This window comes from Thalassospira sp. NFXS8 (assembly GCF_040148805.1).
Taxonomy (GTDB): domain Bacteria; phylum Pseudomonadota; class Alphaproteobacteria; order Rhodospirillales; family Thalassospiraceae; genus Thalassospira.
This window is the reverse complement of record NZ_JAGEMF010000003.1, coordinates 301,544-326,038: the sequence shown is the minus strand read 5'-3', so window position 1 is coordinate 326,038 and position 24,495 is coordinate 301,544. Positions and strand designations below refer to the sequence as shown.

Genomic DNA, 24,495 nt, shown 5'->3' with positions numbered 1-24,495 from the left:
CGAGTTTTTCCTCACGTTAAGTTCTTGAGCTTGTCACTGATCTGGTCTTCGGAGGTATCGACAGACGCCATTTCCTCGACAAAGGCCCCACGGTGCATCAGGACAATACGGTTACAGTTATGGACCAGTTCCGGTACGTCATCGGAAATCATCAACACGGCCAACCCTTCTTTTTGGGCCAGTTCACGAATGATACGATGGATTTCCGCCTTTGACCCCACATCAACGCCAACAGTGGGACCGTTAAGGATCAAGAACTTGGCATGGGTTAAAAGCCAGCGGGCAATGACCACGCGCTGCTGATTCCCGCCGGAAAGTTCCTTAACCAGTTTTTTGCCGGTGGGCGTTGCGATCTGCATATCGCGGATCATGGTATCAACCCAATCTTCGGCCTTTTTACGGTCAATCAGCAAGCCCGGCGCCAGCTTTTCATAGCTGGTCGACAGCATGTTGCGGTCAATCCCCTGAGTCAGAAACAAACCTTCGCTTAACCGGTCTTCAGGCACATAGGCAACACCTGCCTTGATCGCATCCTGTGGTGTATCAAGCGATGTTTCCTGCCCGTTCAGCATGATCGAACCACGATAACCCGGCATCATACCAAACAATGACAACGCCAATTCTGTACGACCCGACCCAAGCAAGCCGGAAAGACCAACAATTTCACCGGGTTTGATCGCCAGGTTAATGTCGTCAAGGTCCGTCCCGAATGACAGATTTCTGGTTTCAACACGTGCCGGCATCAGCCCGTATTTTTCACGATCCCAAATATAGGGTTCGGAAACAATGTCCAGGCCGGTCATATGGCGCGTAATCAGGGCTTCGTCAAAATCGCGCGTCGGGCCATCGGCCACTTTTTCACCATTGCGAATAACCGTGATATGATCACTGATTTCCAGCATTTCGCGCATTTTGTGGCTAACAAACAAAATGGCAATACCGCGCGACTGGATATCCTTGACGATACGAAAAAGCGTTTCAATTTCCTTGCCGGTCAGGGCCGTTGTCGGCTCGTCCATAATAATCAGACGGGCATCGGACATCAGCGCACGGGCAATCGCGACCAGCTGTTTTCCGGCAGTGGAAAGTTTTTCAACGTCAGTATCAAGGTCGAGCTCAACACCAAGACGGCTTACCGCTTCCCTGGCGATTTCGCGCATTCGCCGCCAGTTCAAGATATGGCGCTGTTCGCGTAATTGCACGTTCATCGCCAGATTTTCAGCAACTGTCAAATTGCCGAACAGCGAGAAATCCTGGTAAATAACCTGAACGCCATGCTCGATCGAGGCCATTGGCGACAACTGGCTGACTGCTTTTCCATCTATGGAAATTTCGCCGGAATCAGGCTGATATACACCCGACATCACCTTGATCAAGGTGGATTTCCCCGACCCGTTTTCGCCGGCCAAACAATGAATTTCGCCTTTGCGTATCGTCAGCGAAAGATCGTTAAGTGCAACAACGCCAGCAAATTCCTTACGGACGTTTCGCAATTCAATAAAATTTTCAGACATGACAAGCCCGTCAACGTGAAACAAAGGGCCCGATTTCAAAAATAAAATGAAGGCGCCCAAAAGGACGCCTTCATCATCTGATGAAATCAGAAGTTATACTTGTCCATGTTTTCCTTGGTCACGCCAACCCAGCCCTGACCATAAACAAGGTTGGCATTGCCACCTTCAGGAGTGCTGAGTTTGGTGTAACCCGGCAGGCCAAGATCCAGACCAGCCTTGATCTGATCACCTTTGCCATCAAGCGCCATAACAGCCAGCATGTTCATGGCATAACCGGCAACGGCCGGATCCCAGAACTGGATGTACTGAATGTCACCATTTGCCAGATATTCACCGGCAACCGAAACAAGGCCCGTACCGGCAAAGTGCAGTTTACCCTGCAAACCGCGTTCAGCAATCAGACGGCCTGCACCGGCAGAAGTCGGCATCGGCCCGCCAACAATACCGGCAAGATCCGGGTAAGTGGTCAGGGTTTCTTTAAGTTTGGTATAATCGGTGTTGGCGTCGTCATAGGTTTCCAGACGCTTGGTCACCAGTTCCATATCCGGGAAATGTTCTTTCTGGTACTCAACGGCACCATCAATCCATTCGTTCTGGGATTTGGAGGTCAGGCTGCCAACGGTCGCAGCATATTTGCCCTTGCCACCCATGGATTTTCCCAGAACTTCCATCAACTTGGCGCCATAGGCCTTGTTGTCGAATGCTTCAAGGATGTAATCAGCATTTTTCAGGTTCGATGCTTCGTGTGCAATAACGACGATGCCACGATCACGGGCTTTTTTCAAAACCGGCTCAACAGCTTCGACAGAAAACGGCACGATGTTAATCGCATCAACGCCCTGGGCGATCAGATTTTCGATCAACTGAACCTGTGCGGCTGCGTCAGCCTGGCTTGGTCCAACCATCCAGGTGTCGTGGCCGGTATCTGCGCCAAACTGTTTAACGCCTTCGCGCATACGGTCAAACCAGGCGATACCATCAACCTTGACCACGGTGGCAATGGAATATTCCTTGCCAGTGGCTTCCGATGTGAATTTCTGGATGATGTCCGGCGTTTTTACCGCTTCATCGGCGTGTGCAGCCCCCGTAAACAGGGCCCCCGCGATGAGAAGCGACGAAAGAAACTTGTTCATTGTTACCTCCAAATTAAATCAGTTTTTTGTCTGGCAGTTTTCTGCATCTTATTGGCACAGACCGCAAGGATGCGATTTATGCAATCCGTTAAAAAGACAGGTAAATAACCCGGCAGGTTGAACGGAACCCCTGCCTGTTAACCTATTTACTGACCGATGATTTTGATACTGGCACTGGCGCCGATGCGCGATGCACCTGCGGCGATCATTTTAAAGGCATCTTCCGTGGTACGAACGCCACCCGATGCCTTAACCCCAATATCCGGGCCAACGGTTTTACGCATTAAAGCAATATCTTCCGCCGTGGCACCGCCACCGGCAAAACCGGTTGATGTTTTAACAAAATCGGCACCGGCCTGTTTGGAAAGCTCGCATGCCAACACCTTTTGCTCATCAGTCAAAAGGGCCGTTTCAATGATAACCTTAAGAACAGCATCACCACAGGCTTCCTTAACTGCCGCAATGTCGGCACGTACGGCATCGGTATCACCACTTTTAAGCAGGCCAAGGGCAATAACCATGTCCATTTCGCCAGCGCCCTGTTCAACAACCCAGCGGGTTTCAGAAACTTTGGCCGACACCGGGTCTGCGCCAAAGGGAAAACAAACAACCGAACAGGTCAAAACGCTGGTTTCTGCCAGTTCACGCACAACCAGCGGCACGTAAATCGGATTAACGCACACAGCCTTAAACGAATGAGTGCGCGCATCGGCACATAAGGAAATTATTTGCTCAGGCGTCGCATCTGCGGCCAGAAGAGTGTGATCAATATAAGCTGCAAGGTCACGTGCAGCGAGTGGATTCTGACCATTTGACATTTCGACGGTTCCCTTGGTTTTGAACAATGTTCGCAACCATTTTGTTAACTTTATAACATTTGTTGAAATGATCCTGTCATCCGGCTAACATCAGGTCAAGCCAAAAACATACTTTGGTAGAACCTAACCATTTAATTTCCTGCCAGGTCACGCTGCTTTGTTGGTAGACCACACCGCTGGCACAAATTGTTTTGTGCCAATTTGATTTTATGCGTGCCTGCAAGGTGCCAATAAGATCATATGAACCATTGCCTGGTACTGCCATGAACGGAGACTGAATGTCGACCAAATCGCTGGACCGAATAGAAACACTGACCCGCAGCCTTGAGGTCAGCAATGTTATCCGGTTAAAGGATGCCGCCGATCTGCTTGGCGTGTCGGAAATGACCGTGCGCCGTGATGTTGCCGCGTGCGACAATACCTTTACCTATCTCGGCGGTTACATAACCCTTAAGTCGCCGGCAGCGGGCGGCCTTGGTTATATTATGGACCGGGAACGGGGGGAACATACCGACCTTAAGCGGGCAGCGTGCCAGATCGCAGCACGTCATGTTAAGCCCGGCGACACCCTTTTTCTCGACTGTGGCACGACGATCCCCTATCTGGCCAATGCCCTGCCGGAAAATCGCGATATTACAGTGGTTTGTTATTCAATTAATGTGGCCGAAATACTGTGCAAAAAAACCGGATTGCGGGTGATCATGCTGGGCGGCATGTACCATGCTTCGTCTGCATCCTTCGCCGATAGCAACAGTGTAAATGCCATTTTAAACCTGAATATCAATACAGCGTTTATGTCGGCGGGCGGGGTCAACATCACACGTGGGGTGAGTTGTTCCAACCCGCATGAGGTTGATATCAAACAGGCTGTTTTAGAAACGGCGGCGAACAAGATACTTGTTGTTGATTCAACCAAGTTTAACGTCATCAAACCCATGCTTTTCGCCAAACTGGACCAGTTTGACATGATTTGCACCGACCAGCAGTGCGCCCCGGAACTGGCAAGTAAAATTGATTGTCCGTTAGAAATGGCATAAATCACGCATCTTACCCGGCCCCGACACAATCGGCACAAGCATTTCAGAACAAACATTTTGCATCCATGTCACGCCTGTACCGTAACGATGCCGGGTATGACACCCTAAAATGTTCATGATTTGTCTTGCATTGCAGATGGCCCGACTCTAGGATTCAGCTAGGTTTTCAAGGTGAGAACATGCAAAATCCTTATCTCGACCGGCTTCAGGCCGCAGCACAACAAAGTACCCGCCCCCGCTTTGCCAGCGCCCTTATTCTAGTATTACTGGCCCATGCTCGTGAAAACGGCCAGATCGATGCCAGCCGGGCCGAACTGGCCGCTGCGGTAGACCGAAGCCATGCTTACCCCGCCCGCAATCAGGCGCGGGCAGAACGCCTTGTAAACCGGCAAAAAGAGCTTGACCAATATCTGTTGCAGCTTGAAACGAGCCATACCAAAGGTCGCTTGACCTATGGTGAAATGAAACAGGCCCGCGAACGTGCCATAGACAGTTTTTTAAAAGAGGTCCGGTCCCCGACCCTTGCCAATGTATCGCGGGTAATTAACGAATTTATCCGGGCCGGTATGTTGTCGGCACGATATGTTGATGCCCAGGGTGAATATTACGGCACCCCTGCCAAGGGACGGATCGCAGAATATAAACTTACCCCGCCGACATCATCGCAGCTTTCAAAGATGCCTGCTGCAGCATCGCAAAACCATAACAACATCACACAAACTTTTGCGAACCGCTTTGCAACATCAAGCCAAACGGGAACGTTTAACAAGGGGCTTCCAGCCAGGCAGCTTGACCTTTTATAATAAATTCACATCGATGTGCACCATTCAGGATGAGATCAGGGAAAACAAGCATCTGATTTTTATGTCTTTTCCAAGGGTGTCATGAATGACATGGTAATTTTTCACACCGGATAATCAGGCCCTGCCACTTACGGGGGCCGCACAAGGCAGTATTCATAAAAACATCAACGCAAGGGCTGCCCCACCCTTTCCATTCGGAAACCGCCCCTGATGCTGAAATGCTGAAGCGGAAATTTCGCATGTCGTTGTGCAAAAAATGAAGTCACAATTTAATCCCGATACACCTTAAGGAAATCGGGACCAAGCAAAACAATAACGCCAATTTTCCGTGTCGCGACAATGGTTTCGGCCACTTGGCAAAAGCAAGGGCAAGTGACATGCCGGCCTTATGATTTAGCCAACATCTTTCCTGCGCAACAGACGCACACAACCCAATCGTTATTAAAAATAAAAACCCCCGAAGGTTGATATCCAACTTTCGGGGGTGAGTTTCGTCGCAACCGCGTCTTAATGCCGCACAGTTAATCGCCGTGTTTATCAGCTACCGCAGGCATTGCGTGACAACCAGCCGATAAAAACGCCGTCTTTTTCGAGCTTTTTATGTTGATAACAATCATCCGCCGGATACGCGCCCGATGCTGGTGTAAACAGAACATCGCGTTCGCCAGGTAAAATGTTGGTTGGCCCCTCGACGGCTTCAACATGGATGTCCCCCAACCCTGTCGAGGGAGCAAGACAGTCATAGCGCCCACCATTAATATTAACTGTTCGCACCCCGATAGTGCCGTGGCTCATCGGCCATGCCTTTAGCACAGATGGCAAATCGCCCACCGGGCGTTGCAGGCATGCCTTGATCGCGGGCATCATATCATCGAAATAACGGGTCCATTCCGTGTTGTCCGCCTGCATCAAGGAAGCAACGCTGACAACGGGGAAATCACCGGGCGCCAGGATCAATCCTGCAATTTCAGCCGAGACACTGCACCCGGTTTTGCTTTCATTTGCCAACGAAGACCATGTCGCGTTTTGGCCTTTGCCCTGCAATGTATAATCGTCATTGCCGTACAGAAAGCCCGATGCCGTGCGCTTTTGCGGCAAATACAGGGGATCTCGCCCTAAAAACTCGATCCGGACCTGATGTTTTTCCTGGTCAAAGGTGGCATAAAACCGCGATTGATTGTCACAAACAAAGGTTTGCCGTCCATCAGGTTCCGACATTTCAGTGGCGGCCAGTTCTGCTTTTAGCCGAGTTTGCACCAGTTTTGCCTGGGTTTGCGCACCGCTGATTTCGTGTTTATCCGGTGCCGTGATCTGCCCGTTAATACGCTTTTCACCGGTCTGATAGTTGCCTTTGGCAAAATCAAGCTGCAATTCATATTCAAGTCCGTCGGCACTGGCACCGGCATTTGCGACGGTACTTCCAAAATTGGCCCGTGTCGCGCGCTCGTCAAACCGCAACAAAGCCCCCTTGCGGAAATAAAACGCAACATCGGATTTTCCGTAATCCCCCAGATCACGGGTTTGGCGGATCAGAACCGGTGTTCCGTTTTCAGTAACATACGCTTCAAAACTGCCTTCGCCATCGTTCCCCGCATGTTGCCCGACAAGTTTGCGATATTTCGACAGACTTTTGTCGATCTGGGTTGTCAGTTTATCTGTCGCTGATTTTTTTTCGTCATGCGATTTGTCCACACCGGGCTGCTGGCGCAGCAACATAACATCAATGTTTACCGCATCGGGGTTTCCCCCCGTCAAAACCGGATAGGATGTTTCATTCCGAAACAGGTTATTCCCCGCCCCGTCTGTTACAATCGCCTCAACCGCATAGCGATGTGCCGGGTCAATGTCTGCTGTCTGATATGGTAGCGCAAAAGACATCGGCGGGTTTGTTGCCGGTTGCGACCGGGATGCAACCACCCGCGCGGGAGCATCCGCCCGTGAAACATCAAGCAACCTTACCGTCAGGATATTTGACGGGGTCATCGCAATACGTTCGCGATAGGAAACCGTCCCGGCAATTGTATCTGTTCGTGGCACTGAAAAACCGCAAGCTGCAATCATTAAAACCGCAACCAGCGCCATAACAGCGCGCACCTTGTCCCATCGGAAAGGTGAGATCTTCATTTTTGTCCTCGGATTTGCTCGTTCTTTTAGACCCGCCTCTAATGGTGATCGCAAAAGACAAGAAAACCAAGACCAAAAAACAGTAAAATTGCTTCTTTTCTAAAACATTACAAAACTGCCACGTGAAAAATAGTACTTCCCGCCAACATTTCTTAACCTGCTGTTAACAATGATCGCACCTGGCCCCTAGCCGGCAAAAGCATGGCACGGCATACCAACAATACCGGTTTCAATTGCCAGCAACGCCCCTTCAAGGGGCCGTTCAGCCGATGTACCAGCTGCGGCCGACGTAATATACAATGTGGTCATATCCGGTCCGCCAAAAACACAACTTGTAGGATTGGTCACTGGTAAATCGATAATACGATCAACTTCCCCCGCCGGATTAAACCGGATCAGGCAGGACGCACCATATCGGGCATTCCAGATATACCCTTCGCTATCCATCGCAGAGCCATCCATACCGCCATATCCCTCGACCGAACAAAACAGGCGTGGGTTGGTAGCGTCACCGGTTGCCATGTCAAAATCATAGACATCCATACGATTTGCCAATGTATCGCCAAAAAACATTTTTGTACCGTCGGCAGACCACAACAATGTATTGGAGATACCGATATTTTCGCCAAACCGGGTTACCGTGCCATCGACGTCAACGCGGTTTAATGTACCGGTATGCTCGGTTATGGCCACGTCTTCACCATTCGGCCCAATATTGTTTTGCATCGTTGCATGCCAAAACCGGCCCATCGGATCTACCCGGGCCTCGTTGGAACGGTTCTGACGGTGATCGCCATCCGGAGCGACAAAAGGCATTACTGTTTCGTCTGCCGGATTGAAAAACGCCAGCTTGTCACGCAAGGCAACCAGAAATCCACCTTGTTGGCGCGGCACAATTGCCGAAATAACGCTGTCAAAGTGCCAGCTTTGCAGATCATTACTGGCCGGTTGCCAGCCAAAGGCCGTTTTGCCAATAATATCCACCCAATATAAAGTCGCATTTTGCTGGTTCCAAAATGGGCCTTCGCCCAGCTGGCAACGAATATCCTGTAACGGGGTATGGATTTGCGTCATCGCGTTTCCCTGATTTTTTGGTTTTTTGGTTTTAAACAACATGCCCGCTACCATGAGGTGCGGCCGCACGTTACGGCACATCACCATACCGTCAATCCATTGCTAGCGCGGCCTCCGGATTTATAAAAGACATAAAATAAGATAAAGGGCGGATTGCCACCTTCTCATTGCTGCAATCGCAACTCGGTTGCAATTAACTTGCGTTATTGATAAGCATTCTCACAAATACAGCTGATAGCGCCCATGCGCCGGTTTCCCGCGATACCGCCATGCCCAACCGAGTTTAATATGCGATGTTTGATCTGAAAGATGTTGGCTTCCGGACCGAAGGCAAAGCCGCAAAAACCTTGCTGTCGGATATTTCTGTGTCGTTTCCAACGCAGGCATTTTCGGCCATTGTCGGGCATAATGGATCGGGGAAAAGCACCCTTCTTAAAATTCTCGCCCGGAAATACCGCCAGTTTAGCGGCGATATTCATATGGGCGAAAAGGCACTGACAGATCATTCCATTCGCGATTTCGCCCGCAAAGTTGCCTATTTGCCGCAAAACCCGACGGTCCCGCCACATCTTAGCGTTCGGGAACTTGTGGGGTTTGGCCGCTATCCATGGCGCGGTGCCTTTGGCCGTTACCGCCCGGTCGATTTCGAAAAGATCGACCGGGCAATGACCCTGACGCATATTGAAAACTTCGCCGACCGGCTGGTCGCAAGTTTGTCGGGCGGGGAACGCCAACGGGTATGGCTGGCTATGTTGTTGGCGCAGGATGCGCCGATCCTGCTGCTTGATGAACCGACAAGCGCACTTGATGTGGGTCATCAACGCGACATTTTACATCTGGTGTCAGACCTGAAAAACACCATTGGATTAACGGTTATTGCCGTTTTGCACGATATCGACATGGTGGGACGCTTTGCCGACCATATTCTTGCATTGCGTCACGGCCAAACCTGTTGGCAAGGCGATGCCCGAAATTTCATGCAAGCAGGCACCTTGCAAAAAATTTATAACGCGGATATCGGCGTTATCACCGTCCCGCAATCCAATATTTCCATAAGCTATATCGCATAGAGGGCCACAATGCGCCGTTCGTTTCTAATTGCCATTTTTGCCATATGCGCTGTGGCGTTCCATCCTTTGTCCGCCCTGGCACAAGCCAAAACCTACACGCATGAAATGGGCAGCGTTACATTTGAAACACCCCCGACCCGGATCGCTGTTACCAACTGGTCCCTGACAGAAACCGTCATCGCACTGGGCATAAACCCGGTCGCAATTGCCGACCCTGACGATTACCGCCAGTGGGTAGTCAAACCGGATCTGCCCGCCAATTTTGTAAATATCGGCCAGCGTCAGTCTCCAAACATGGAAGCCCTGCGGGACGCAAAACCCGACCTGATTCTCATCAGTGGCGAACTTGCGGCAGCCTATGAGGCGTTATCGGAAATTGCCCCGACCATTGTAATTTCGACCTATAACAACAACCAGCCCGCCCTTGACAGTATCCGCAAGGCAACGCGCACAATTGCCGCCATAACCGGCCGTGAACAGCGCGCCGAAGAAATTCTGAAACAGGTGGATGCCACGTTGGCCCATGATGGCGCGCGCATCCGCGCGGTTCTTGGCCCTGACCAGCGGATCGCTGTTATCCGCATCAATTCCGACGCGCAAATCAATGTTTTTGGCCCCCCGTCTCTTCCCAATACGGTCATGGCGGCCATGAACATTCCCACCGCATATAATGGCGAAACCACAGGCTGGGGTTTCGCCCGCGGCGGACTGGAGCTTTTGGCACCTTTTGCCAAAGACACCATTGCCTTTATCGAACCAACACCGGACCCGGTACGCCAACGCATTCTGACATCGCCACTGTGGAAGATGCAGGGTTTTGCCCGCAATAACAGGGTTTATCAAATACCGTCTGTCTGGACATACGGCGGCCTTTATTCGGCCATGCGCTTTGCCGATTTGCTGGCAACACAAATTGAAAATGGCCCCTATAAATGATCATGCGCCCGGCCCATGTCACAATTGTGGTTTCTGCCCTGTTTATTGTATTGGCAGTGGCCAGCATCTTCGCCGATCTGCTGCCTTTTTTACAAAACAGCACCGCATGGCAAGCCCTGTTTAAACCCGACGAAACCCGGTTTGATCAAATATTTTTCCATTTCAGCACCCTGCCCCGCACCGTTATGGCCTTTATGTGCGGGGCGGGCCTGGCTGTTGCCGGCGGCGCAATCCAGACCATTTTCCGCAATCCGCTGGCATCACCAACGACATTGGGCGTGGGTGCCGGGGTTGAACTGGCTTTAACCATTTTTCTGGTGATGGCCCCGGCAAGCCTTGCCCCGTATCAGGATATATTCACCCTTACCGGTGGCATGGTGGCGCTCGGCGTGGTCTATCTCATTGCATCAGGGCGCAGCAATGCCACCCTGTGGCTGATCCTGGCGGGTATGATTGTCAATTTGCTGCTGCATTCGGCAACGCAAATTTTCATGCTGTTTCACCAGCAATATCTGGATTCAATTTTTATGTGGGGGGCGGGCGACCTGGCCCAAAACGGTTGGGATTCAACCTTTTATCTGGCTCCGCGGCTGGTGTTGGGCATCATCGCCATTTTCGCGCTTGTACGGCCGCTTGATATTCTGGCCCTGGGGGATGATACCGCCAATTCGTTAGGCGCGCCGGTAAAATGGCTTCGGTTGGCGATTTTAACCCTGGCAGTGTTTGTTACCACCAGCATCATTTCGGCCGTCGGCATGATTGGTTTTATCGGCCTTGCTGTTCCCGCCACCTTGCGTTTTCTGGGTTTTAACCGGTCAAAATCATTACTGGCAATGTCGCTGCTGATTGGTGGATGCAGCCTGTTGCTGATTGATTATGTTCTGCGCCAGTTTTCCGGCACTGGTGGCGATATTTTTCCAACCGGGGCTGCAACCGCCCTGATTGGCGCGCCATTTGTAATTGTTATCCTGCGCAAAGCCCGCATCATGCCCGATGGCAATGCCAACAGACAGGATCACCCGGCAGATTATAGTCTGGCCCCCAAACACATGTTAATGGCCGTTCTGTTTGCGGTGCTGCTAATTGGGCTGGCGCTGTCGTTGATGGTTTCACTAAACGAGCAAAGCCAGGTTATCTTCACCCCGATATCGGATTTGTTCACTTTAAACAGCACCCTTGGCGACCGCGCCCAGCGCACCCTGGCGGCCATTGTCTGCGGGGCCGCACTTGCTGTATCAGGTACGCTTATTCAACGGGTGGGGCATAATCCCATGGCCAGCCCCGAAATAACCGGTGTCAGTTCAGCAACGGCATTGGCGATGATTATCGCGATGGTTTACTTCGGGTTTGAAGGGCGAACCGATTTAATGATGATCGGCGCCATTGGCGGAATTATTGCCCTGCTTGTATTATTGGGTCTTTGCCGCAATTTTACCCATGCCCCCCATTATCTGCTGCTTAATGGCCTGGCGATTACCGCCATTCTGGGTTCAGTCGTACGCATTGCCTTAACCCATAGTGGCACAAAGGCCACCATGCTGATTTCCTGGCTGGCTGGCACAACCTATTTTACGCGAATGGACGAAGTAATCGCTGTTGCCTTGATTACCGCAATCCTTACGCTGTTAACCTTACTGGCGCGCCGCCCGCTGGAACTGGCATCGATGGGGGCTGATCAGGCGATGTCGCTAGGGCTTGGAATATCGTTATTCCGTCTGGCCATGATGATGGCAGCGGCCATATTGGCAGCAGTATCAACCTTGCTGGTCGGGCCGCTAAGCTTTGTCGGGTTAATGGCACCACATTTGGCCCGTATTGCCGGTTTCAGGCTGGCGGGCGCACATTTGATTGGTGCTATCCTGATCGGGGCTAATGTCATGATGGTGGCTGAATGGCTGGCCCGCAACATGCTGTACCCCCAGCAATTGCCCACCGGGCTTATTGCCGCATTGATTGGCACGGCCTATTTCCTGATTTTATCTGCCCGCCGCCAATAACACAGGCCAAATGCCCATGCGCACGGCCACGGCCCCTAATGCCTGATCCGATTTACCCGTGATCGCGCGCCAACGCGACCAGGCCTTGGGGGTTACTAACAACAATATGTTTACGACGGCTTTTCACCAGACCGTGCTTTTCCCAGGCACTTAACAACCGGCTGATCGTATGCAAGGTGGTTGCCGTCATTTCCGATAGATCCTGGCGGGTAATGGAAAAATCAACTTCAATTCCGTCTGCCACCTTGCGCCCGGTCTGGTTCACCAGCCGCAACAGCGTGTTGGCCACGCGTTGTTCAACCTGTTGTGTTGCCATTTCAACCACGCGCATATTCAACTCGCCCATCCGCAGACCCAAAATTTTATAGGTCTCGGATGAAAATCCGGGATAACTGACGACAAAATGGTCCCAGACGGTTGTGGGCCAGCTTAGAATAATTGCTTCCGACGCGGTAATGGCTGTTGCCGGATAGGTTTCACGGCCAATCGCCCGGGCAATGCCGAACAACTGCCCACTGGGAATATGCAGCGAAATAATCTGTTCACCCGCCGGTGTTACCCGCACAACCCGAATATAACCATCCAGCACCATAAAAAAACGGTCAGCGGGGTCTCCCTCGTTAAAAACGGTTGTGCCTTCGCCGTAACGACGCACCGTGGCCTGATCAAGGATTTCGCGAATCTGCTCATGTGAAAGCAGCGAAAACGGCGGAATATGGGTAAGCAGGCTTTCATCAAGCCGGGTCAGTGACCTCTGCGCAATATAATCGTCCATGACCTGTCCATCGCCCCCTTGCGAAATGGAAACTCTCATAAGCTGTTGTAACTGTCGCCACAAATTTCGCAACAAAGGTTGTGCTAGCGCAAAGTTTATATCCGTCCACAGCGTATTTTCACCCCAGGAAACGAAAAATAACTCCGAAAGGGTCTGAAAATGCTTCGAACAATTACCGCAGCAGTTCTTTTTACCGCATTCATGGGTGGAACCGCACTGGCCGACACCTTTGAGGTCAAAATGCTGAATAAAAACGGCGACCAAACCATGGTTTTCGAACCCGACTTTTTGCGGGTTGCGCCTGGCGACACAGTTAAGTTTGTCCCGACCGACAAAGGCCATAACGCCCAGAGCATCAAAAACATGACCCCGGCTGGCGCAGAGCCGTTTGCAGGACGCCTGGGCAAGGAACTTGACGTTACATTTGATACTAGCGGGGTCTATGGCATCGAATGCAAACCCCACTATGCAATGGGCATGGTGATGACAGTTGTTGTCGGCGACGTCGCAAACGCCCCCGAAGATTTCCTGGCTGGTCGTATTCCGCCCAAGGCGAAGGCACGGTTCGAAGCCCAACTTGCAAAATTCTGATACGGCCCCTTTCACATACCACCATCACGTTGCACTCGCGCTGCAAAATTGAATTACTGGAGGCACCAATGCGTAAACTGTTTGATCCTGAAGTCCTGAAAATCAACCGTCGCAACATGCTGCGAGGCGGGTTTCTGGCAGGGGCCGCTGCTGCCACACTTGTGACAAGTGCCAACGCCCAACCCATCGCCGCCCGTCCCAAACTGGTAACCCCGCGCAATGTGCCTCTGCATCTGGCAAAGGCCGAAGCCAACAGCCAGGCGAAAGCAAAACCTGCCGACCTGACCGGCTATACCCGCGTCAAACAGGAACTTGTCGCCCCGCCCTTTGCCCCCAAACACGAACAGGTCGCAACCGGGAACCCGAAAATCATTGAAGTCACGATGACGATTGATGAAAGACTGCTGACTGTTGACGAAGACACCGGGGCCAGCATTTGGGCCCTAACCTATAACGGATCGGTCCCCGGCCCCATCATCATTGCCCATGAAGGGGATTATATCGAACTGACGCTGCGCAACCCTGCCAGCAGCGCAATGGAACATAACATTGATTTCCATGCCTCAACTGGTGCCCTTGGCGGCGGCGGGCTGACCCATGTTTACCCCGGCGAAGAAACCGTTTTGCGCTTTAAGGCAACAAAACCCGGTGTTTTCACTTATCACTGCGCACCCGGCGGTGCGATGATCCCCTATCACGTTACACATGGCATGAACGGTGCCGTGATGATTTTACCGCGCGCCGGCTTAAAGGACCGCGATGGCAAGGCACTTCGCTATGACAGCATTGCCTATGTCGGCGAACAGGATTTTTATCTGCCGCGCGACGAAAACGGTGATTATAAAACCTATAAGGCCGCAGGCGATGATTATGCGGACAGCATTGATGCGATGCGCACCCTGACGCCAACCCATTCTGTTTTCAACGGGGCGGTTGGGGCATTGACGGGCGATCATGCCTTGCGTGCCAAGGTCGGCGAAACGGTTTTGATCATTCATAACCAGGCAAACCGCGACACCCGGCCGCACATGATTGGCGGGCATGGTGATTATGTTTGGGAAACCGGCGCGTTTGGCGATGCCCCGCAAACCGGGCTTGAAACATGGTTCGTCCGCGGCGGCAGTGCCGGGGCGGCCATGTATACGTTCAAACAGCCCGGCGTCTACGCCTATGTCAACCACAACCTGATCGAAGCCGCCCTTCTGGGTGCAACCGCACATTTTGTTGTCGAAGGTGAATGGAACAACAATTTGATGGAACAGGTTATCGCGCCACGCCCGATTAAGGCCTGAAAAACAGAACGGTATCACAGATGAAAACCGCCGCCAGCCCACCTGGTTTCCTTGCAAAACGCATCGGCATTGCCGGGGTGCTGGCGGCCTTCATGTTGGTTGGCGCCGCCTGTAAAGATCACAGCATCGATTTACGATATGTTCCGCAAATGGCTGAACACCCGGTAACCTTGCCCGACGGACATAAAATTTATGTTCAGAAATACGAAATAACCATCGCTGAATGGAATACCTGTCACAGCGATGGTGCCTGCAGCGAAAGCCTGCGTCCACCTGCCGGGCGCGACCCGGAAAAAGTGCCTGCAACCGGTTTGAACCACCTTGATATCGCACAATATCTTGATTGGGTGAATACCAGTTCCCGGCACATTTTTCGCCTGCCGACAAAACCGGAATGGGAATTTATGGCAAGCAACGCCCTGCCAAAAAAGCACGACCCGATTTTTACCAATCCTGATTTAAGGTGGGCTTCAGCCTATCTCACTGAGGGGTTAACGCCGCGCGTTTTACGCGATCAGGGCAGCTTTTCAACAACTGCCGAAGGCATTGTCGACCTTGATGGCAGTGTATGGGAATGGACCAACGATTGTTATGCAGGCAACAACGCCCCAACAAATAATGACCGATGCCCCGCCTATATTGTGGCCGGGGAACATATCGCCGTTATTCCCTATCTTGTCAGGGACCCGGCACGGGGTGGATGTGCTGTTGGTGCGCCGCCTGCCCACCTCGGTTTCCGTCTGGTGACAGATACAAAACCCGAATAAATCACACCCGCTATGAAATATTTGGGACACATACAGCTTGGGGCCTGCCATGGATTAAGGCAGGCCCCGATTTGTTTTGGCATTTAACACGCACGCCAGGTGCAAACCCAGTGGTGATCAGTCCTCGAAATGGCCACGGGCGGCAAAGCCCCCGCCCTGATAAATCACAGCGGCATCGTGGCGGTCTTCTTCGGGGAATTTGGCCTCGACATCGGCGCGGAATGCTTCCGAGCTATCTTGCGGTTGCCAGCCGATAAATGCTGCATGATCATTTTTCCACCACACGGTTTTATTGGGCGAAACGCCGTACATCACAGTATGGCCGGTCATCGGCGCATTAAAAATTGCTTCAATCAACGAAATAAAATCACGCGGGCTCATCCAGGTGGACAGCATTCTACGGTCTTTGGGTTCAGGAAAGCACGAACCGATGCGCACGCTGACCGTTTCAACATCAAACTTGTCGTAATAATAACTCGCGAGGGCCTCGCCATAACATTTGGTTACGCCATACAGGCTGTCTGGCCGCAATTCAGCCTTTTCATCGAGCATTTCTGTACGCTTGTGAAACCCGATAGCATGGTTGGAACTGGCAAACATAATGCGTTTTACACTGTGTTTGCGTGCCGCTTCGTAAATATTATAGGTGCCAAGGAAATTGGCCTGAAGCAAATCATCAAATGCAGCTTCAATTGAAATGCCACCCAAATGCACAATACCATCGCAATCCCTGACCAACTCATGCACAGCAGCACGGTCTGACAAATCACATTTGACGATTTCTTCATTTGGCCCGGCATCGCCCATATCAACAATATCAGACAGACGCAGCACATCGGCATAGCCCTTAAGGCCGTCGCGCAAAATTTTACCCAAATTACCGGCTGCACCGGTGATGAGAAGCCGTTTCATAACGATCCCCTGTTCGTAAATTTCAGTCAAATATCGGCAACAATCAGTTACCAAAAACCAGATTGGGCAATGTCATCGACACAGCAGGAACATATGTCGTCAATGCCAGCGCCACGAGAATTGCCAGATAAAACGGCCAGATCGTTAAAACCGCTTTTTCAATTTTAACTCCGCCAATGGCGCAGCCCACAAACAGGCACGATCCAACAGGTGGTGTACACAGACCAAGCCCCAAATTCATCATTAAAACCATGCCGAACTGGATCGGATCCATACCAAACTGCACCGCCAAAGGCAAAAAGATCGGCGTACAAATCAGGATCAGGGCCGCCATATCCATGACCATACCTGCCACCAGCAACATAACGTTGATCAAAAGCAGGATCATGGTCGGGTTCTGGGTATAGCTGGTGATAAAACCGGCCAATGCCTCGGGCACCTGATAAAATGCCAGCATATAACCATAGGCGGCGGCACACCCCACCAGGATCATAACCAGCGCGGTTGTTTTCGATGCCTGGCGAACCGCAGTAACAAAGCCTTCCCAGGTGAGTTCCCGATAGACAAGCCCGGTAACAACCATGGCATAGGCCACGCCAATCGCACCTGATTCTGTTACCGTGAAAATACCGCTTAACACACCGCCAACAATAATGACGGCGGTAAAAAAGCCCGGCAATGCGCGAATGGCGGTTTGGCCGACCACTTTCCAGCCGGGAAACGGCACTGATGGATACCCGTGGCGCACCGCAACAATCCAGGCGGCAAACCCCAGCAACACGCACATCAGCACGCCAGGCACAACCCCGGCCATAAATAGCCTGGATATCGAAATACCGCCACCAGCCGCCACGGCATACAAAATCATATTGTGACTAGGCGGGATCATGATGCCTGCGATTGACGATGTTACAGTGACATTCACTGCATAATCAGCACGGTAGCCTTCTTTTTTCATGATCGGAATAAGGATCGATCCCAGCGCCGAGGTATCTGCAACAGCCGAGCCCGATATACCGCCAAACAGCATTGAGGAAAACACGTTCACAATGCCAAGCCCGCCACGGCGACTACCGACAAGGGCCGTGGCAAATTGCACCAGACGGTTGGCTATGCCCCCGTGCAGCATCAATTCACCGGCAAAAATGAAAAACGGAATAGCGAGCAATGAAAAAGTACCAACGCCGGATGACAGGCGCTGGAAGGCGACAAAATGCGGCAAACCTTCGTAAAAGAACGCCGAAAGGGCCGCCAGACCGAGCGCAAAGGCCACCGGCATACCGATGACAATACCCAGCGCAAACAGCCCCAAAAGAAGTGTCATGCCCATTTAATTCGCATCCTCGTCAAGCAGGTCGTCACTGTAAAAGGTACTTTCGGAAATTTTCTGCCAGCCACACAAAATGCGCAGGATATGGACAATTGAAAAAAACACCATGCCGCAGCCGCATAAAACCATCGGGGTAAAGCGCCAACCGTCCGAGATATGGATAATTGGAATGCTTTTGGTCCAGTTGAAACTGGCCAGTAAAAGGCCGCTATCCACCATGAAATACCCAAACACCGCCATACCGATATAACTGATGATGGCCAAAACAGCCGAAACCCGCGGCGGCATTGAATCCCGAACATAGGAAACAGCAAGATGGTTGTTTGCCCGAACCCCGGCAGCCGCCACAGGAAAGGTAATAAACACCATCAATAACAGGGAAACCTGCTCAACCCAGGTTGGCGTTGAATTCAGGACATAACGCCCGAACACAAGCCAGGCAAAACTGGGGATCAGCAAAACCAGCGCGATACCGCCGATCAGATTAAGAATTTTTGCCAGAACCGCGCCAAGGCGATCAAGCATTCGGGTACATTGCGTCAGCATTGCGCCGCCATCTGGAAATGATAATTAATCAGGGAAGGAACAAAAGGGGCGGCGAATATTTCGCCGCCCCGGTTAATCAGACCATCTTATTTCTGGGCGTCCTGGATCGCCTTGACCAGCGGAGCCACATCGGGATTTTCTTCCATGAACTTGTCATAGATCGGCTTCATTGCCGCCTGAAAAGCCGATTTATCCTTGATCTCGTTGATTTTCACGCCCGAAGCTTCAACTTCCTTGCGGGACTTTTCAGCCCCTTCCGCCCATGCAACGCGCTGAACTTTTGCTGATTCCATAGCGGCATCATTGACGATTTTCTTGTCTTTATCCGACAGACCATCATACAGCTTTTTGTTCATGCACAGGCATTCCGGCAAGATCAGATGCTGGGTGACCGAATAATATTTGGCCGCCTCATAATGCCCCGAGGAATCATAAGACGGATAGTTGTTTTCCGCACCGTCGATCACACCAAGTTTCAGGGATTGAAACACTTCCCCATACGGCATCGGTGTTGCGTTGCCGCCCAGGGCATCAACCATCTGCACATAAAGATCGTTGCTCATGACCCGAAACTTCAGGCCCTTCATATCCGCCGGAGTTTCGATCGGATGTTTGGTATTATAAAATGACCGCGCACCTGAGTCATAATATGCCAGTGGCTGCAAGCCGACCTTTTCAAGGCCCGCCGAAATTTTTTCACCAACCGGTCCATCCATCACCTTATGCATGGAATCCATATTGTTAAAAATAAACGGCAGCGAAACGACGTTTGCTTCCGGTGCAACTTCGCCAAGTGGCCCAAGGTTAAATTCCGCCCAGTCCAGCCCCCCAAGACGAACCTGCTGAATCGCATCGGGCTGATCGCCCAGAACGCCGTTGTTATATACCTTTGCCGACAGTTCCCCGCCCGACTTTTCCTTGATAATTTCAGCAAATTTTTCCATGCCGATGGTTACCGGGTATCCCGGCGGGTGGATATTCCAGCCGCGCCATTCACCGGCATAGGCCGAACCAGCAGCAAGTGATGCGCTAAATGCGCAAGCAGCAAGGGTCAGGGTCGTGGTCTTCAAGAATTTATTCATTATAGGAATCCTCCCGTGACGTTAATCGTCGGATAAACCTTCCCCGTGTTCGGGGCCTTCTTGTTGTGAGAAAAGCGTACAACTTGTAACTTGTAATTACAAGACAGTGTTTATACGTTTTCAAAACAAATGACGGGCCGGGTTTTTATTGTGGCGCCGTCGGGGGTCAAACGGCAGCAAAACAGCCATTTAACCAATCTGGCAGCCCGTTAGTTCACCACCTCTGTGCCAAAGGCTGTCGCGATAACATCAGTCAGCATGGCTACTTCTTGCGCACTTAAGTCTGTTAAAGGGGATCGTACTGGCCCGGTATCGCGGCCGATAACTTTCATTCCTGCCTTCACAATCGAAACAGCATATCCTTTGCCGCGATCGCGGATGGCCAGATATGGATAGAAAAACTCGCGCAACATTCTGTTCATCGTTGCATCGTCGTCGGCACATAGCGCATCGTAAAAGGTCAGGGCCTGTGCCGGTAAGAAATTGAAAATTGCAGATGAATACGTCGTCACACCAGCCGCCTTATAGGCCTTGGCATAAACTTCTGCCGTTGGCATCCCGCCAATGTAACTAAGCCGATCCCCCATCAGGGTGCAAATACGGGTTACAAGTTCCACATTCCCATGCCCGTCTTTAAAACCGACAAGGTTTGGGCATTCCTCGCACAATTTTGCCAGCGTTTCCGCACTCAGGATCGAATTGTCGCGGTTATAAACAATCACGCCAATATCAACCGACTGACAAACCTTTTTCACCCGGTCATAAAGCCCGGCCTGCTCTGCCCCAACCAAATATTGTGGTAGCAGCAGCAAGCCGTCCGCGCCGGCAGCCTGACACTCCCGCGCCAGTTCAACCGCCATTGCCGTTCCATATCCACACCCGGCAATGATCGGCGTTTTACCGGCAACATCTTTTGCTGCCTTTACGGTCTCAACCACTTCGCGATGGGTTAACGAAAAAAACTCGCCAGTGCCCCCTGCCGCAAACAACGCCGCCGCAGGGTACTGCGCCAACCATGAAACATGGGTGCGATACCCTTCAATATCCAGGCGTTGTTCCGCGTCAAACGGCGTAACTGGAAAGGACAACAGCCCCTGCCCGATCGCTGACTTTAATTCGGAAAAATCCATTTCCATCCCCAAATTTCTTGTTTCGTATTCTTGTAGGGAAATTTAACAACTCATCATATCTTTATGTCAATTGTTATATTATAGAACGATCTTTCCATAACCTGACGAATTTCACATAAAATAACTTTATATCAATTAGTTAAATGGAGTTTATGCTTTGAAAGGACCCTGCATTAAGATTTCATCTTGTTAAATAGTATGATGATGAATCATTAACAACTACCCGGCCTACGTTTTTTCATCCCAGGCATTACCCGCATAAATCCACACCAAAAAGCCGATTACACCACACAAACCACACTGTCCGACCGCATTGAATCATGCGTGATAAGTCCCCGCAATCGAACTGCCCTCAAGAAGGGGGCAACTTCCGCACAAAAAAAGCCAGCAACCCGACAATTTTTGTCCGGTTGCTGGCCATTCCCATTGCAAATCCGCCCTGCATTCCCGGCAAAACCGGGTCTGGATAGGCACACCTGTTTCAAAGATTATGCTTCGCGAAATTTAGTGACTGGCACACCTGCCACGTCGACACGTAATGAAAACACCATGCCTGCTTCGGGATAAGCGTCCAGCTTTTGCTGATCATAATTTTCCGTCAGGCTGGTCAGAAAGATTGTCTTCATATCCGGCCCGCCAAAACACGGCATTGTCGGGCTGGGTGCCGGAACAGGTATAGACATCAACAATGTACCGTCAGGGGAAAAGCGGTTCAGGTTTCCGGCGGAAACCCCTGCACTCCAATAACATCCCTCTATGTCGGTTGCCGCCCCATCTGGCCGCCCCAATGTGTCATCAAGGTCGAGAAACCGGGCACATTTGGCAATATCCCCTGTTTGCGGGTCAAACTCCCATCGGTTAACCCACGGCCCGCGCGAATCGGAATGATACATCGCACGCCCATCGGGCGACCACGCCAACCCGTTGGATATTTTAACACCGCCAACTTTATGCTCGACGGTGCCATCGCCCGTCACCCGGTACACCCCGGCCACAGGTTTCTTTTCTGCATTCTGATCCATCGTGCCGATCCAGAATGCCCCGTCTGGCCCGATTTTTCCATCGTTTGTCCGGCTCATCGGGTTATTCCCATCAACCGAAGCAATCTTGTCGCGCGCCCCTGTTTCGGGATCAAACAGGATAACGTCGCTTTTCAGCGCCACCACCCAACGTCCCTTGTCAGTCAGGCCAAAACACCCGACTTCACTTTCAAAACCCCAACTTTGCCGCGCACCATCGGCCAACGACAAAGCATGGATTTTTTGACCCATAATATCAGCCCACAACAAACGGTTATTTTCCGCATCCCAGTTCGGGCATTCCCCCAGGACAAAACGTTCGCGCACAGCAATATCCACATCGGGTAGTTGCTGCTGTTTATGTGCTGCCATTCCGCGCTCCTGTTTTCATCACATGTCATTACAATATATTTGCTTCTGTCATGCCCCCCGCACCGAAACTTGTCAATGTTGTTAGTTTATTTGAAACAACGTTCCGGTTCACAACCGGGTATCACCCTTACAAACGTCACGTTCCCGACAACGATCCTTCATTTTTATCTTAAACAAAATCAACAATATAACACTCGTTCTTTCGGCATATGCCGTCCCCCCGGGGAAAAGAGATTGCCAAGCGCAAACTTGTAATTTAAAAATACAACTAGACATCACGGAGGTAACAATGAAAACAAGTGCCGTCACCTCGGCAGATCTGGGGAAATCGATCCTTTCCGTCCCACCACTGGCGCGCGCTGCGGATTTGAGTGTGCCGGACGGAGAAAACAAAAAACTGGTCAACCACTTGAAAAAAGGCGGTGTCAGTACCTTCATGTATGGCGGCAACGCCAATTTTTACAACATATCGGTTGGCGAATACGATGGAGTTCTGACCCAGCTAGAAAGCTGGGTTGGCGAGGATGACTGGGTTATCCCATCCATTGGTGCCGATTACGGCAAGGCACTGGACCAGGTTAACATCCTGAAACATCGTGACTTTCCAACAGCCATGGCACTACCTTTAAATTTCCCGTCGACACCAAAAGGTGTAAACGAAGGTATCCGCCGCCTTGCCGATGCGTATGGCAAACCGCTGATTGTATATGTAAAATCCGACAATTACCTGACACCGCGTCTGGTGGCCGATCTTTTGGCCGATGGTGTTGCCTGTGCGGTAAAATACGCCGCTGTGCGTGAAAACCCGTCAATTGACGCTTTCCTGACCGAACTGGTTGGCTATGCCGGTACAGATCGCATTATTTCGGGCATTGGCGAACGCCCGGCGATTGAACATTTGATGGAATTTAAATTAACCGGCTTCACATCCGGTTCGGTTTGTGTCGCGCCAGCACTGTCAACCGCAATGCTAAAAGCTCTTCAGGCCGGTGACATCACCACAGCCGCCAGCATTCGCGATAAATTTATTGCACTGGAGGATCTACGCGACGGATTTTCGCCCTTGCGCATCCTGCACGAAGCTGTCCGCCTGGCTGGTATTGCTGATACAGGGCCAATGTACCCGTATCTGTCAAACATTGACGATCCCAAGGTATTGGCAGACCTTGAAGTTGCGTCAAAAGAACTTCTTGCTGCAAATAACGCTGCCTGAGCAAAATGCAGGCGTGCCAGACTACTTTATCTGGCACGCCATGTTTACCAGGCGTTTAACATGACTTTATGCACGGCGACAAAATGGCGTTACCAATAAAACCCGATGACCGCCCCTTCGGGCAAGCACCGGAGTAACGACCGGCTTTAAGCGCAACCTGTAAATTAACGGTCCCGTGCATGATCGGTAACGCGTTGACGGGCCTGCATCAAATGATACCGCATCAGCAAATCTGCCGCGGCAGAATCCCGACTTAGAATGGCGTCGAAAATTTGCTGATGTTCACTAAACACTTTTTGCATCCGTTCTTTTGAGCCCGTGCGCGTAATGCTCAGGGCGACCCCCATTGAACTGGCGATGATGGTATGAAGCGAATTCAGCATGGTAACAAAAATATCGTTGCCACTGGCCCGGGCAATAGCAAGGTGAAAGTCAAAGTCGGCCTCGTTGGCAATACCGCCACTGCCAATGCCCTGTTCCAGCGTACGCAGGGCATATTCGATTTCCTTATGGTGGCGCGTTCCGGCACGTTCAGCAGCAAGGCGCGCCGTTTCCCCTTCAATGGCAATTCGGGCTTCAAAACAGCGCAACAAACCCGCAACGTCACTGGCCTGGGCAAACTCTATCAATCCCTGGGGTGGACGCTTTTTAACAAACGAACCAACCCCCTGACGGGCAAATACCAGACCATCAGTTTGCAATTTGCGCAGGGCCTCGCGCACAACCGGGCGCGAAACCCCAAACGATGCGCAAATTTCGTTCTCCGATGGCAACTTTGCCCCTTCGGCAAGGTTGCCCGATACAATCTGTTCAAGAATTTGCCCGTAAAGCTGATCTGCCAGCTTTTCGCGTTTCTGAATTTTAAGTTTCAATCCCGCCATGGCGTGCCCCTGAACCAACTTGTCATCTTGTAAATTATCGTTGCAGGAAGTTAACGCCAAATGACAGGCGGGTAAAGCC

Annotated in this window: 22 protein-coding genes; 9 read left to right on the top strand and 13 right to left on the bottom strand. The window is 51.4% G+C overall.

Translation table 11 applies throughout. From position 1 onward, the window contains the following. Positions 1 to 11 precede the first annotated feature (11 nt). From J4E05_RS17835 to deoC, 3 genes are all read right to left on the bottom strand, one after another. Positions 12 to 1,514: a sugar ABC transporter ATP-binding protein gene (locus J4E05_RS17835; RefSeq protein WP_085591243.1), complete on the bottom strand. Its 1,503-nt coding sequence runs from the start codon at positions 1,512 to 1,514 to the stop codon at positions 12 to 14. A gap of 86 nt (positions 1,515 to 1,600) precedes the next feature. Then, on the bottom strand, positions 1,601 to 2,647 hold the full coding sequence (locus J4E05_RS17830) for an autoinducer 2 ABC transporter substrate-binding protein (protein ID WP_349598347.1): 1,047 nt from the start codon (positions 2,645 to 2,647) through the stop codon (positions 1,601 to 1,603). Between the two features lie 146 nt (positions 2,648 to 2,793). Continuing rightward, the gene (gene deoC / locus J4E05_RS17825) at positions 2,794 to 3,465 is read right to left on the bottom strand and encodes a deoxyribose-phosphate aldolase (protein WP_349598344.1); all 672 of its coding nucleotides are present in this window, start codon (positions 3,463 to 3,465) and stop codon (positions 2,794 to 2,796) included. 278 nt (positions 3,466 to 3,743) lie between these two features. Between deoC and J4E05_RS17820 the strand changes: the two genes are divergently transcribed. Both J4E05_RS17820 and J4E05_RS17815 read left to right on the top strand, forming a co-directional pair. Beyond that, positions 3,744 to 4,502 (top strand): DeoR/GlpR family DNA-binding transcription regulator, encoded by a 759-nt coding sequence (locus tag J4E05_RS17820; RefSeq protein ID WP_085591095.1) that lies wholly within the window; start codon positions 3,744 to 3,746, stop codon positions 4,500 to 4,502. 179 nt (positions 4,503 to 4,681) lie between these two features. Beyond that, positions 4,682 to 5,305: a hypothetical protein gene (locus J4E05_RS17815; RefSeq protein ID WP_349598341.1), complete on the top strand. Its 624-nt coding sequence runs from the start codon at positions 4,682 to 4,684 to the stop codon at positions 5,303 to 5,305. 537 nt (positions 5,306 to 5,842) lie between these two features. Here J4E05_RS17815 and J4E05_RS17810 read toward each other — a convergent pair. Together J4E05_RS17810 and J4E05_RS17805 are read right to left on the bottom strand one after the other, a co-directional pair. Then, a complete protein-coding gene (locus J4E05_RS17810) occupies positions 5,843 to 7,429 on the bottom strand; it encodes a YbaY family lipoprotein (protein WP_349598339.1) in 1,587 nt (528 codons plus the stop codon). A 186-nt stretch (positions 7,430 to 7,615) separates the two neighbouring features. Then, entirely contained in the window at positions 7,616 to 8,503 is an 888-nt protein-coding gene (locus tag J4E05_RS17805; RefSeq protein WP_349598336.1) for an SMP-30/gluconolactonase/LRE family protein, read from the bottom strand. A 293-nt stretch (positions 8,504 to 8,796) separates the two neighbouring features. Here J4E05_RS17805 and J4E05_RS17800 point away from each other — a divergent pair, with 293 nt between their 5' ends. Genes J4E05_RS17800 through fhuB form a run of 3 tightly spaced genes read left to right on the top strand, consistent with a single transcriptional unit; the run spans position 8,797 to position 12,506 of the window. Next, complete coding sequence (locus J4E05_RS17800) at positions 8,797 to 9,573, top strand: ABC transporter ATP-binding protein (protein ID WP_349598333.1); 777 nt, start codon at positions 8,797 to 8,799, stop codon at positions 9,571 to 9,573. A gap of 9 nt (positions 9,574 to 9,582) precedes the next feature. Next, positions 9,583 to 10,509: an ABC transporter substrate-binding protein gene (locus J4E05_RS17795; RefSeq protein ID WP_349598330.1), complete on the top strand. Its 927-nt coding sequence runs from the start codon at positions 9,583 to 9,585 to the stop codon at positions 10,507 to 10,509. Next, positions 10,506 to 12,506: a Fe(3+)-hydroxamate ABC transporter permease FhuB gene (gene fhuB / locus J4E05_RS17790; RefSeq protein WP_349598327.1), complete on the top strand. Its 2,001-nt coding sequence runs from the start codon at positions 10,506 to 10,508 to the stop codon at positions 12,504 to 12,506. Before J4E05_RS17795 ends, fhuB begins: the two co-directional genes overlap by 4 nt. A 52-nt stretch (positions 12,507 to 12,558) precedes the next feature. Here the strand turns inward: fhuB and J4E05_RS17785 are convergent, their stop codons facing one another. Continuing rightward, positions 12,559 to 13,281: a Crp/Fnr family transcriptional regulator gene (locus tag J4E05_RS17785; RefSeq protein ID WP_349598323.1), complete on the bottom strand. Its 723-nt coding sequence runs from the start codon at positions 13,279 to 13,281 to the stop codon at positions 12,559 to 12,561. 159 nt (positions 13,282 to 13,440) lie between these two features. On the opposite strand from J4E05_RS17785, the gene J4E05_RS17780 reads away from it, so the two are divergent. The 3 genes from J4E05_RS17780 to J4E05_RS17770 all read left to right on the top strand — a co-directional run bounded on the left by J4E05_RS17780 (position 13,441) and on the right by J4E05_RS17770 (position 15,931). Then, complete coding sequence (locus tag J4E05_RS17780) at positions 13,441 to 13,872, top strand: pseudoazurin (RefSeq protein WP_349598320.1); 432 nt, start codon at positions 13,441 to 13,443, stop codon at positions 13,870 to 13,872. Positions 13,873 to 13,940: 68 nt separating this feature from the next. Further along, positions 13,941 to 15,164, top strand: coding sequence for a copper-containing nitrite reductase (gene nirK / locus J4E05_RS17775; RefSeq protein WP_349598317.1), 1,224 nt, complete (start codon positions 13,941 to 13,943; stop codon positions 15,162 to 15,164). Between the two features lie 20 nt (positions 15,165 to 15,184). After that, positions 15,185 to 15,931: a formylglycine-generating enzyme family protein gene (locus J4E05_RS17770; RefSeq protein WP_349598314.1), complete on the top strand. Its 747-nt coding sequence runs from the start codon at positions 15,185 to 15,187 to the stop codon at positions 15,929 to 15,931. A gap of 117 nt (positions 15,932 to 16,048) precedes the next feature. Here J4E05_RS17770 and J4E05_RS17765 read toward each other — a convergent pair whose 3' ends face one another. From J4E05_RS17765 to J4E05_RS17740, 6 genes are all read right to left on the bottom strand, one after another. After that, entirely contained in the window at positions 16,049 to 16,843 is a 795-nt protein-coding gene (locus tag J4E05_RS17765) for an NAD-dependent epimerase/dehydratase family protein (RefSeq protein WP_085591079.1), read from the bottom strand. 43 nt (positions 16,844 to 16,886) lie between these two features. After that, on the bottom strand, positions 16,887 to 18,173 hold the full coding sequence (locus J4E05_RS17760) for a TRAP transporter large permease (protein ID WP_085591077.1): 1,287 nt from the start codon (positions 18,171 to 18,173) through the stop codon (positions 16,887 to 16,889). Continuing rightward, on the bottom strand, positions 18,174 to 18,719 hold the full coding sequence (locus J4E05_RS17755; RefSeq protein WP_085591076.1) for a TRAP transporter small permease: 546 nt from the start codon (positions 18,717 to 18,719) through the stop codon (positions 18,174 to 18,176). A gap of 86 nt (positions 18,720 to 18,805) precedes the next feature. Beyond that, entirely contained in the window at positions 18,806 to 19,801 is a 996-nt protein-coding gene (locus J4E05_RS17750) for a TRAP transporter substrate-binding protein (protein ID WP_085591074.1), read from the bottom strand. A 209-nt stretch (positions 19,802 to 20,010) separates the two neighbouring features. Then, a complete protein-coding gene (gene kdgD / locus J4E05_RS17745; protein WP_349598309.1) occupies positions 20,011 to 20,931 on the bottom strand; it encodes a 5-dehydro-4-deoxyglucarate dehydratase in 921 nt (306 codons plus the stop codon). 488 nt (positions 20,932 to 21,419) lie between these two features. Further along, positions 21,420 to 22,322, bottom strand: coding sequence for an SMP-30/gluconolactonase/LRE family protein (locus J4E05_RS17740; protein WP_349598306.1), 903 nt, complete (start codon positions 22,320 to 22,322; stop codon positions 21,420 to 21,422). Positions 22,323 to 22,611: 289 nt separating this feature from the next. Here J4E05_RS17740 and J4E05_RS17735 point away from each other — a divergent pair, with 289 nt between their 5' ends. Continuing rightward, positions 22,612 to 23,535, top strand: a complete 924-nt coding sequence (locus J4E05_RS17735) for a dihydrodipicolinate synthase family protein (protein ID WP_349598303.1) — start codon at positions 22,612 to 22,614, stop codon at positions 23,533 to 23,535. 164 nt (positions 23,536 to 23,699) lie between these two features. Here J4E05_RS17735 and J4E05_RS17730 read toward each other — a convergent pair whose 3' ends face one another. Next, entirely contained in the window at positions 23,700 to 24,416 is a 717-nt protein-coding gene (locus tag J4E05_RS17730; RefSeq protein WP_085591068.1) for a FadR/GntR family transcriptional regulator, read from the bottom strand. Positions 24,417 to 24,495: the final 79 nt, after the last annotated feature.

Excerpts from the sequence above, each read along its gene's own strand:
- J4E05_RS17835 (WP_085591243.1), bottom strand. The coding sequence starts at position 1,514 with ATGTCTGAAAATTTTATTGAATTGCGAAACGTCCGTAAGGAATTTGCT.
- J4E05_RS17830 (WP_349598347.1), bottom strand. The coding sequence starts at position 2,647 with ATGAACAAGTTTCTTTCGTCGCTTCTCATCGCGGGGGCCCTGTTTACG.
- deoC (WP_349598344.1), bottom strand. The coding sequence starts at position 3,465 with ATGTCAAATGGTCAGAATCCACTCGCTGCACGTGACCTTGCAGCTTAT.
- J4E05_RS17820 (WP_085591095.1), top strand. The coding sequence starts at position 3,744 with ATGTCGACCAAATCGCTGGACCGAATAGAAACACTGACCCGCAGCCTT.
- J4E05_RS17815 (WP_349598341.1), top strand. The coding sequence starts at position 4,682 with ATGCAAAATCCTTATCTCGACCGGCTTCAGGCCGCAGCACAACAAAGT.
- J4E05_RS17810 (WP_349598339.1), bottom strand. The coding sequence starts at position 7,429 with ATGAAGATCTCACCTTTCCGATGGGACAAGGTGCGCGCTGTTATGGCG.
- J4E05_RS17805 (WP_349598336.1), bottom strand. The coding sequence starts at position 8,503 with ATGACGCAAATCCATACCCCGTTACAGGATATTCGTTGCCAGCTGGGC.
- J4E05_RS17800 (WP_349598333.1), top strand. The coding sequence starts at position 8,797 with ATGTTTGATCTGAAAGATGTTGGCTTCCGGACCGAAGGCAAAGCCGCA.
- J4E05_RS17795 (WP_349598330.1), top strand. The coding sequence starts at position 9,583 with ATGCGCCGTTCGTTTCTAATTGCCATTTTTGCCATATGCGCTGTGGCG.
- fhuB (WP_349598327.1), top strand. The coding sequence starts at position 10,506 with ATGATCATGCGCCCGGCCCATGTCACAATTGTGGTTTCTGCCCTGTTT.
- J4E05_RS17785 (WP_349598323.1), bottom strand. The coding sequence starts at position 13,281 with ATGGACGATTATATTGCGCAGAGGTCACTGACCCGGCTTGATGAAAGC.
- J4E05_RS17780 (WP_349598320.1), top strand. The coding sequence starts at position 13,441 with ATGCTTCGAACAATTACCGCAGCAGTTCTTTTTACCGCATTCATGGGT.
- nirK (WP_349598317.1), top strand. The coding sequence starts at position 13,941 with ATGCGTAAACTGTTTGATCCTGAAGTCCTGAAAATCAACCGTCGCAAC.
- J4E05_RS17770 (WP_349598314.1), top strand. The coding sequence starts at position 15,185 with ATGAAAACCGCCGCCAGCCCACCTGGTTTCCTTGCAAAACGCATCGGC.
- J4E05_RS17765 (WP_085591079.1), bottom strand. The coding sequence starts at position 16,843 with ATGAAACGGCTTCTCATCACCGGTGCAGCCGGTAATTTGGGTAAAATT.
- J4E05_RS17760 (WP_085591077.1), bottom strand. The coding sequence starts at position 18,173 with ATGGGCATGACACTTCTTTTGGGGCTGTTTGCGCTGGGTATTGTCATC.
- J4E05_RS17755 (WP_085591076.1), bottom strand. The coding sequence starts at position 18,719 with ATGCTGACGCAATGTACCCGAATGCTTGATCGCCTTGGCGCGGTTCTG.
- J4E05_RS17750 (WP_085591074.1), bottom strand. The coding sequence starts at position 19,801 with ATGAATAAATTCTTGAAGACCACGACCCTGACCCTTGCTGCTTGCGCA.
- kdgD (WP_349598309.1), bottom strand. The coding sequence starts at position 20,931 with ATGGATTTTTCCGAATTAAAGTCAGCGATCGGGCAGGGGCTGTTGTCC.
- J4E05_RS17740 (WP_349598306.1), bottom strand. The coding sequence starts at position 22,322 with ATGGCAGCACATAAACAGCAGCAACTACCCGATGTGGATATTGCTGTG.
- J4E05_RS17735 (WP_349598303.1), top strand. The coding sequence starts at position 22,612 with ATGAAAACAAGTGCCGTCACCTCGGCAGATCTGGGGAAATCGATCCTT.
- J4E05_RS17730 (WP_085591068.1), bottom strand. The coding sequence starts at position 24,416 with ATGGCGGGATTGAAACTTAAAATTCAGAAACGCGAAAAGCTGGCAGAT.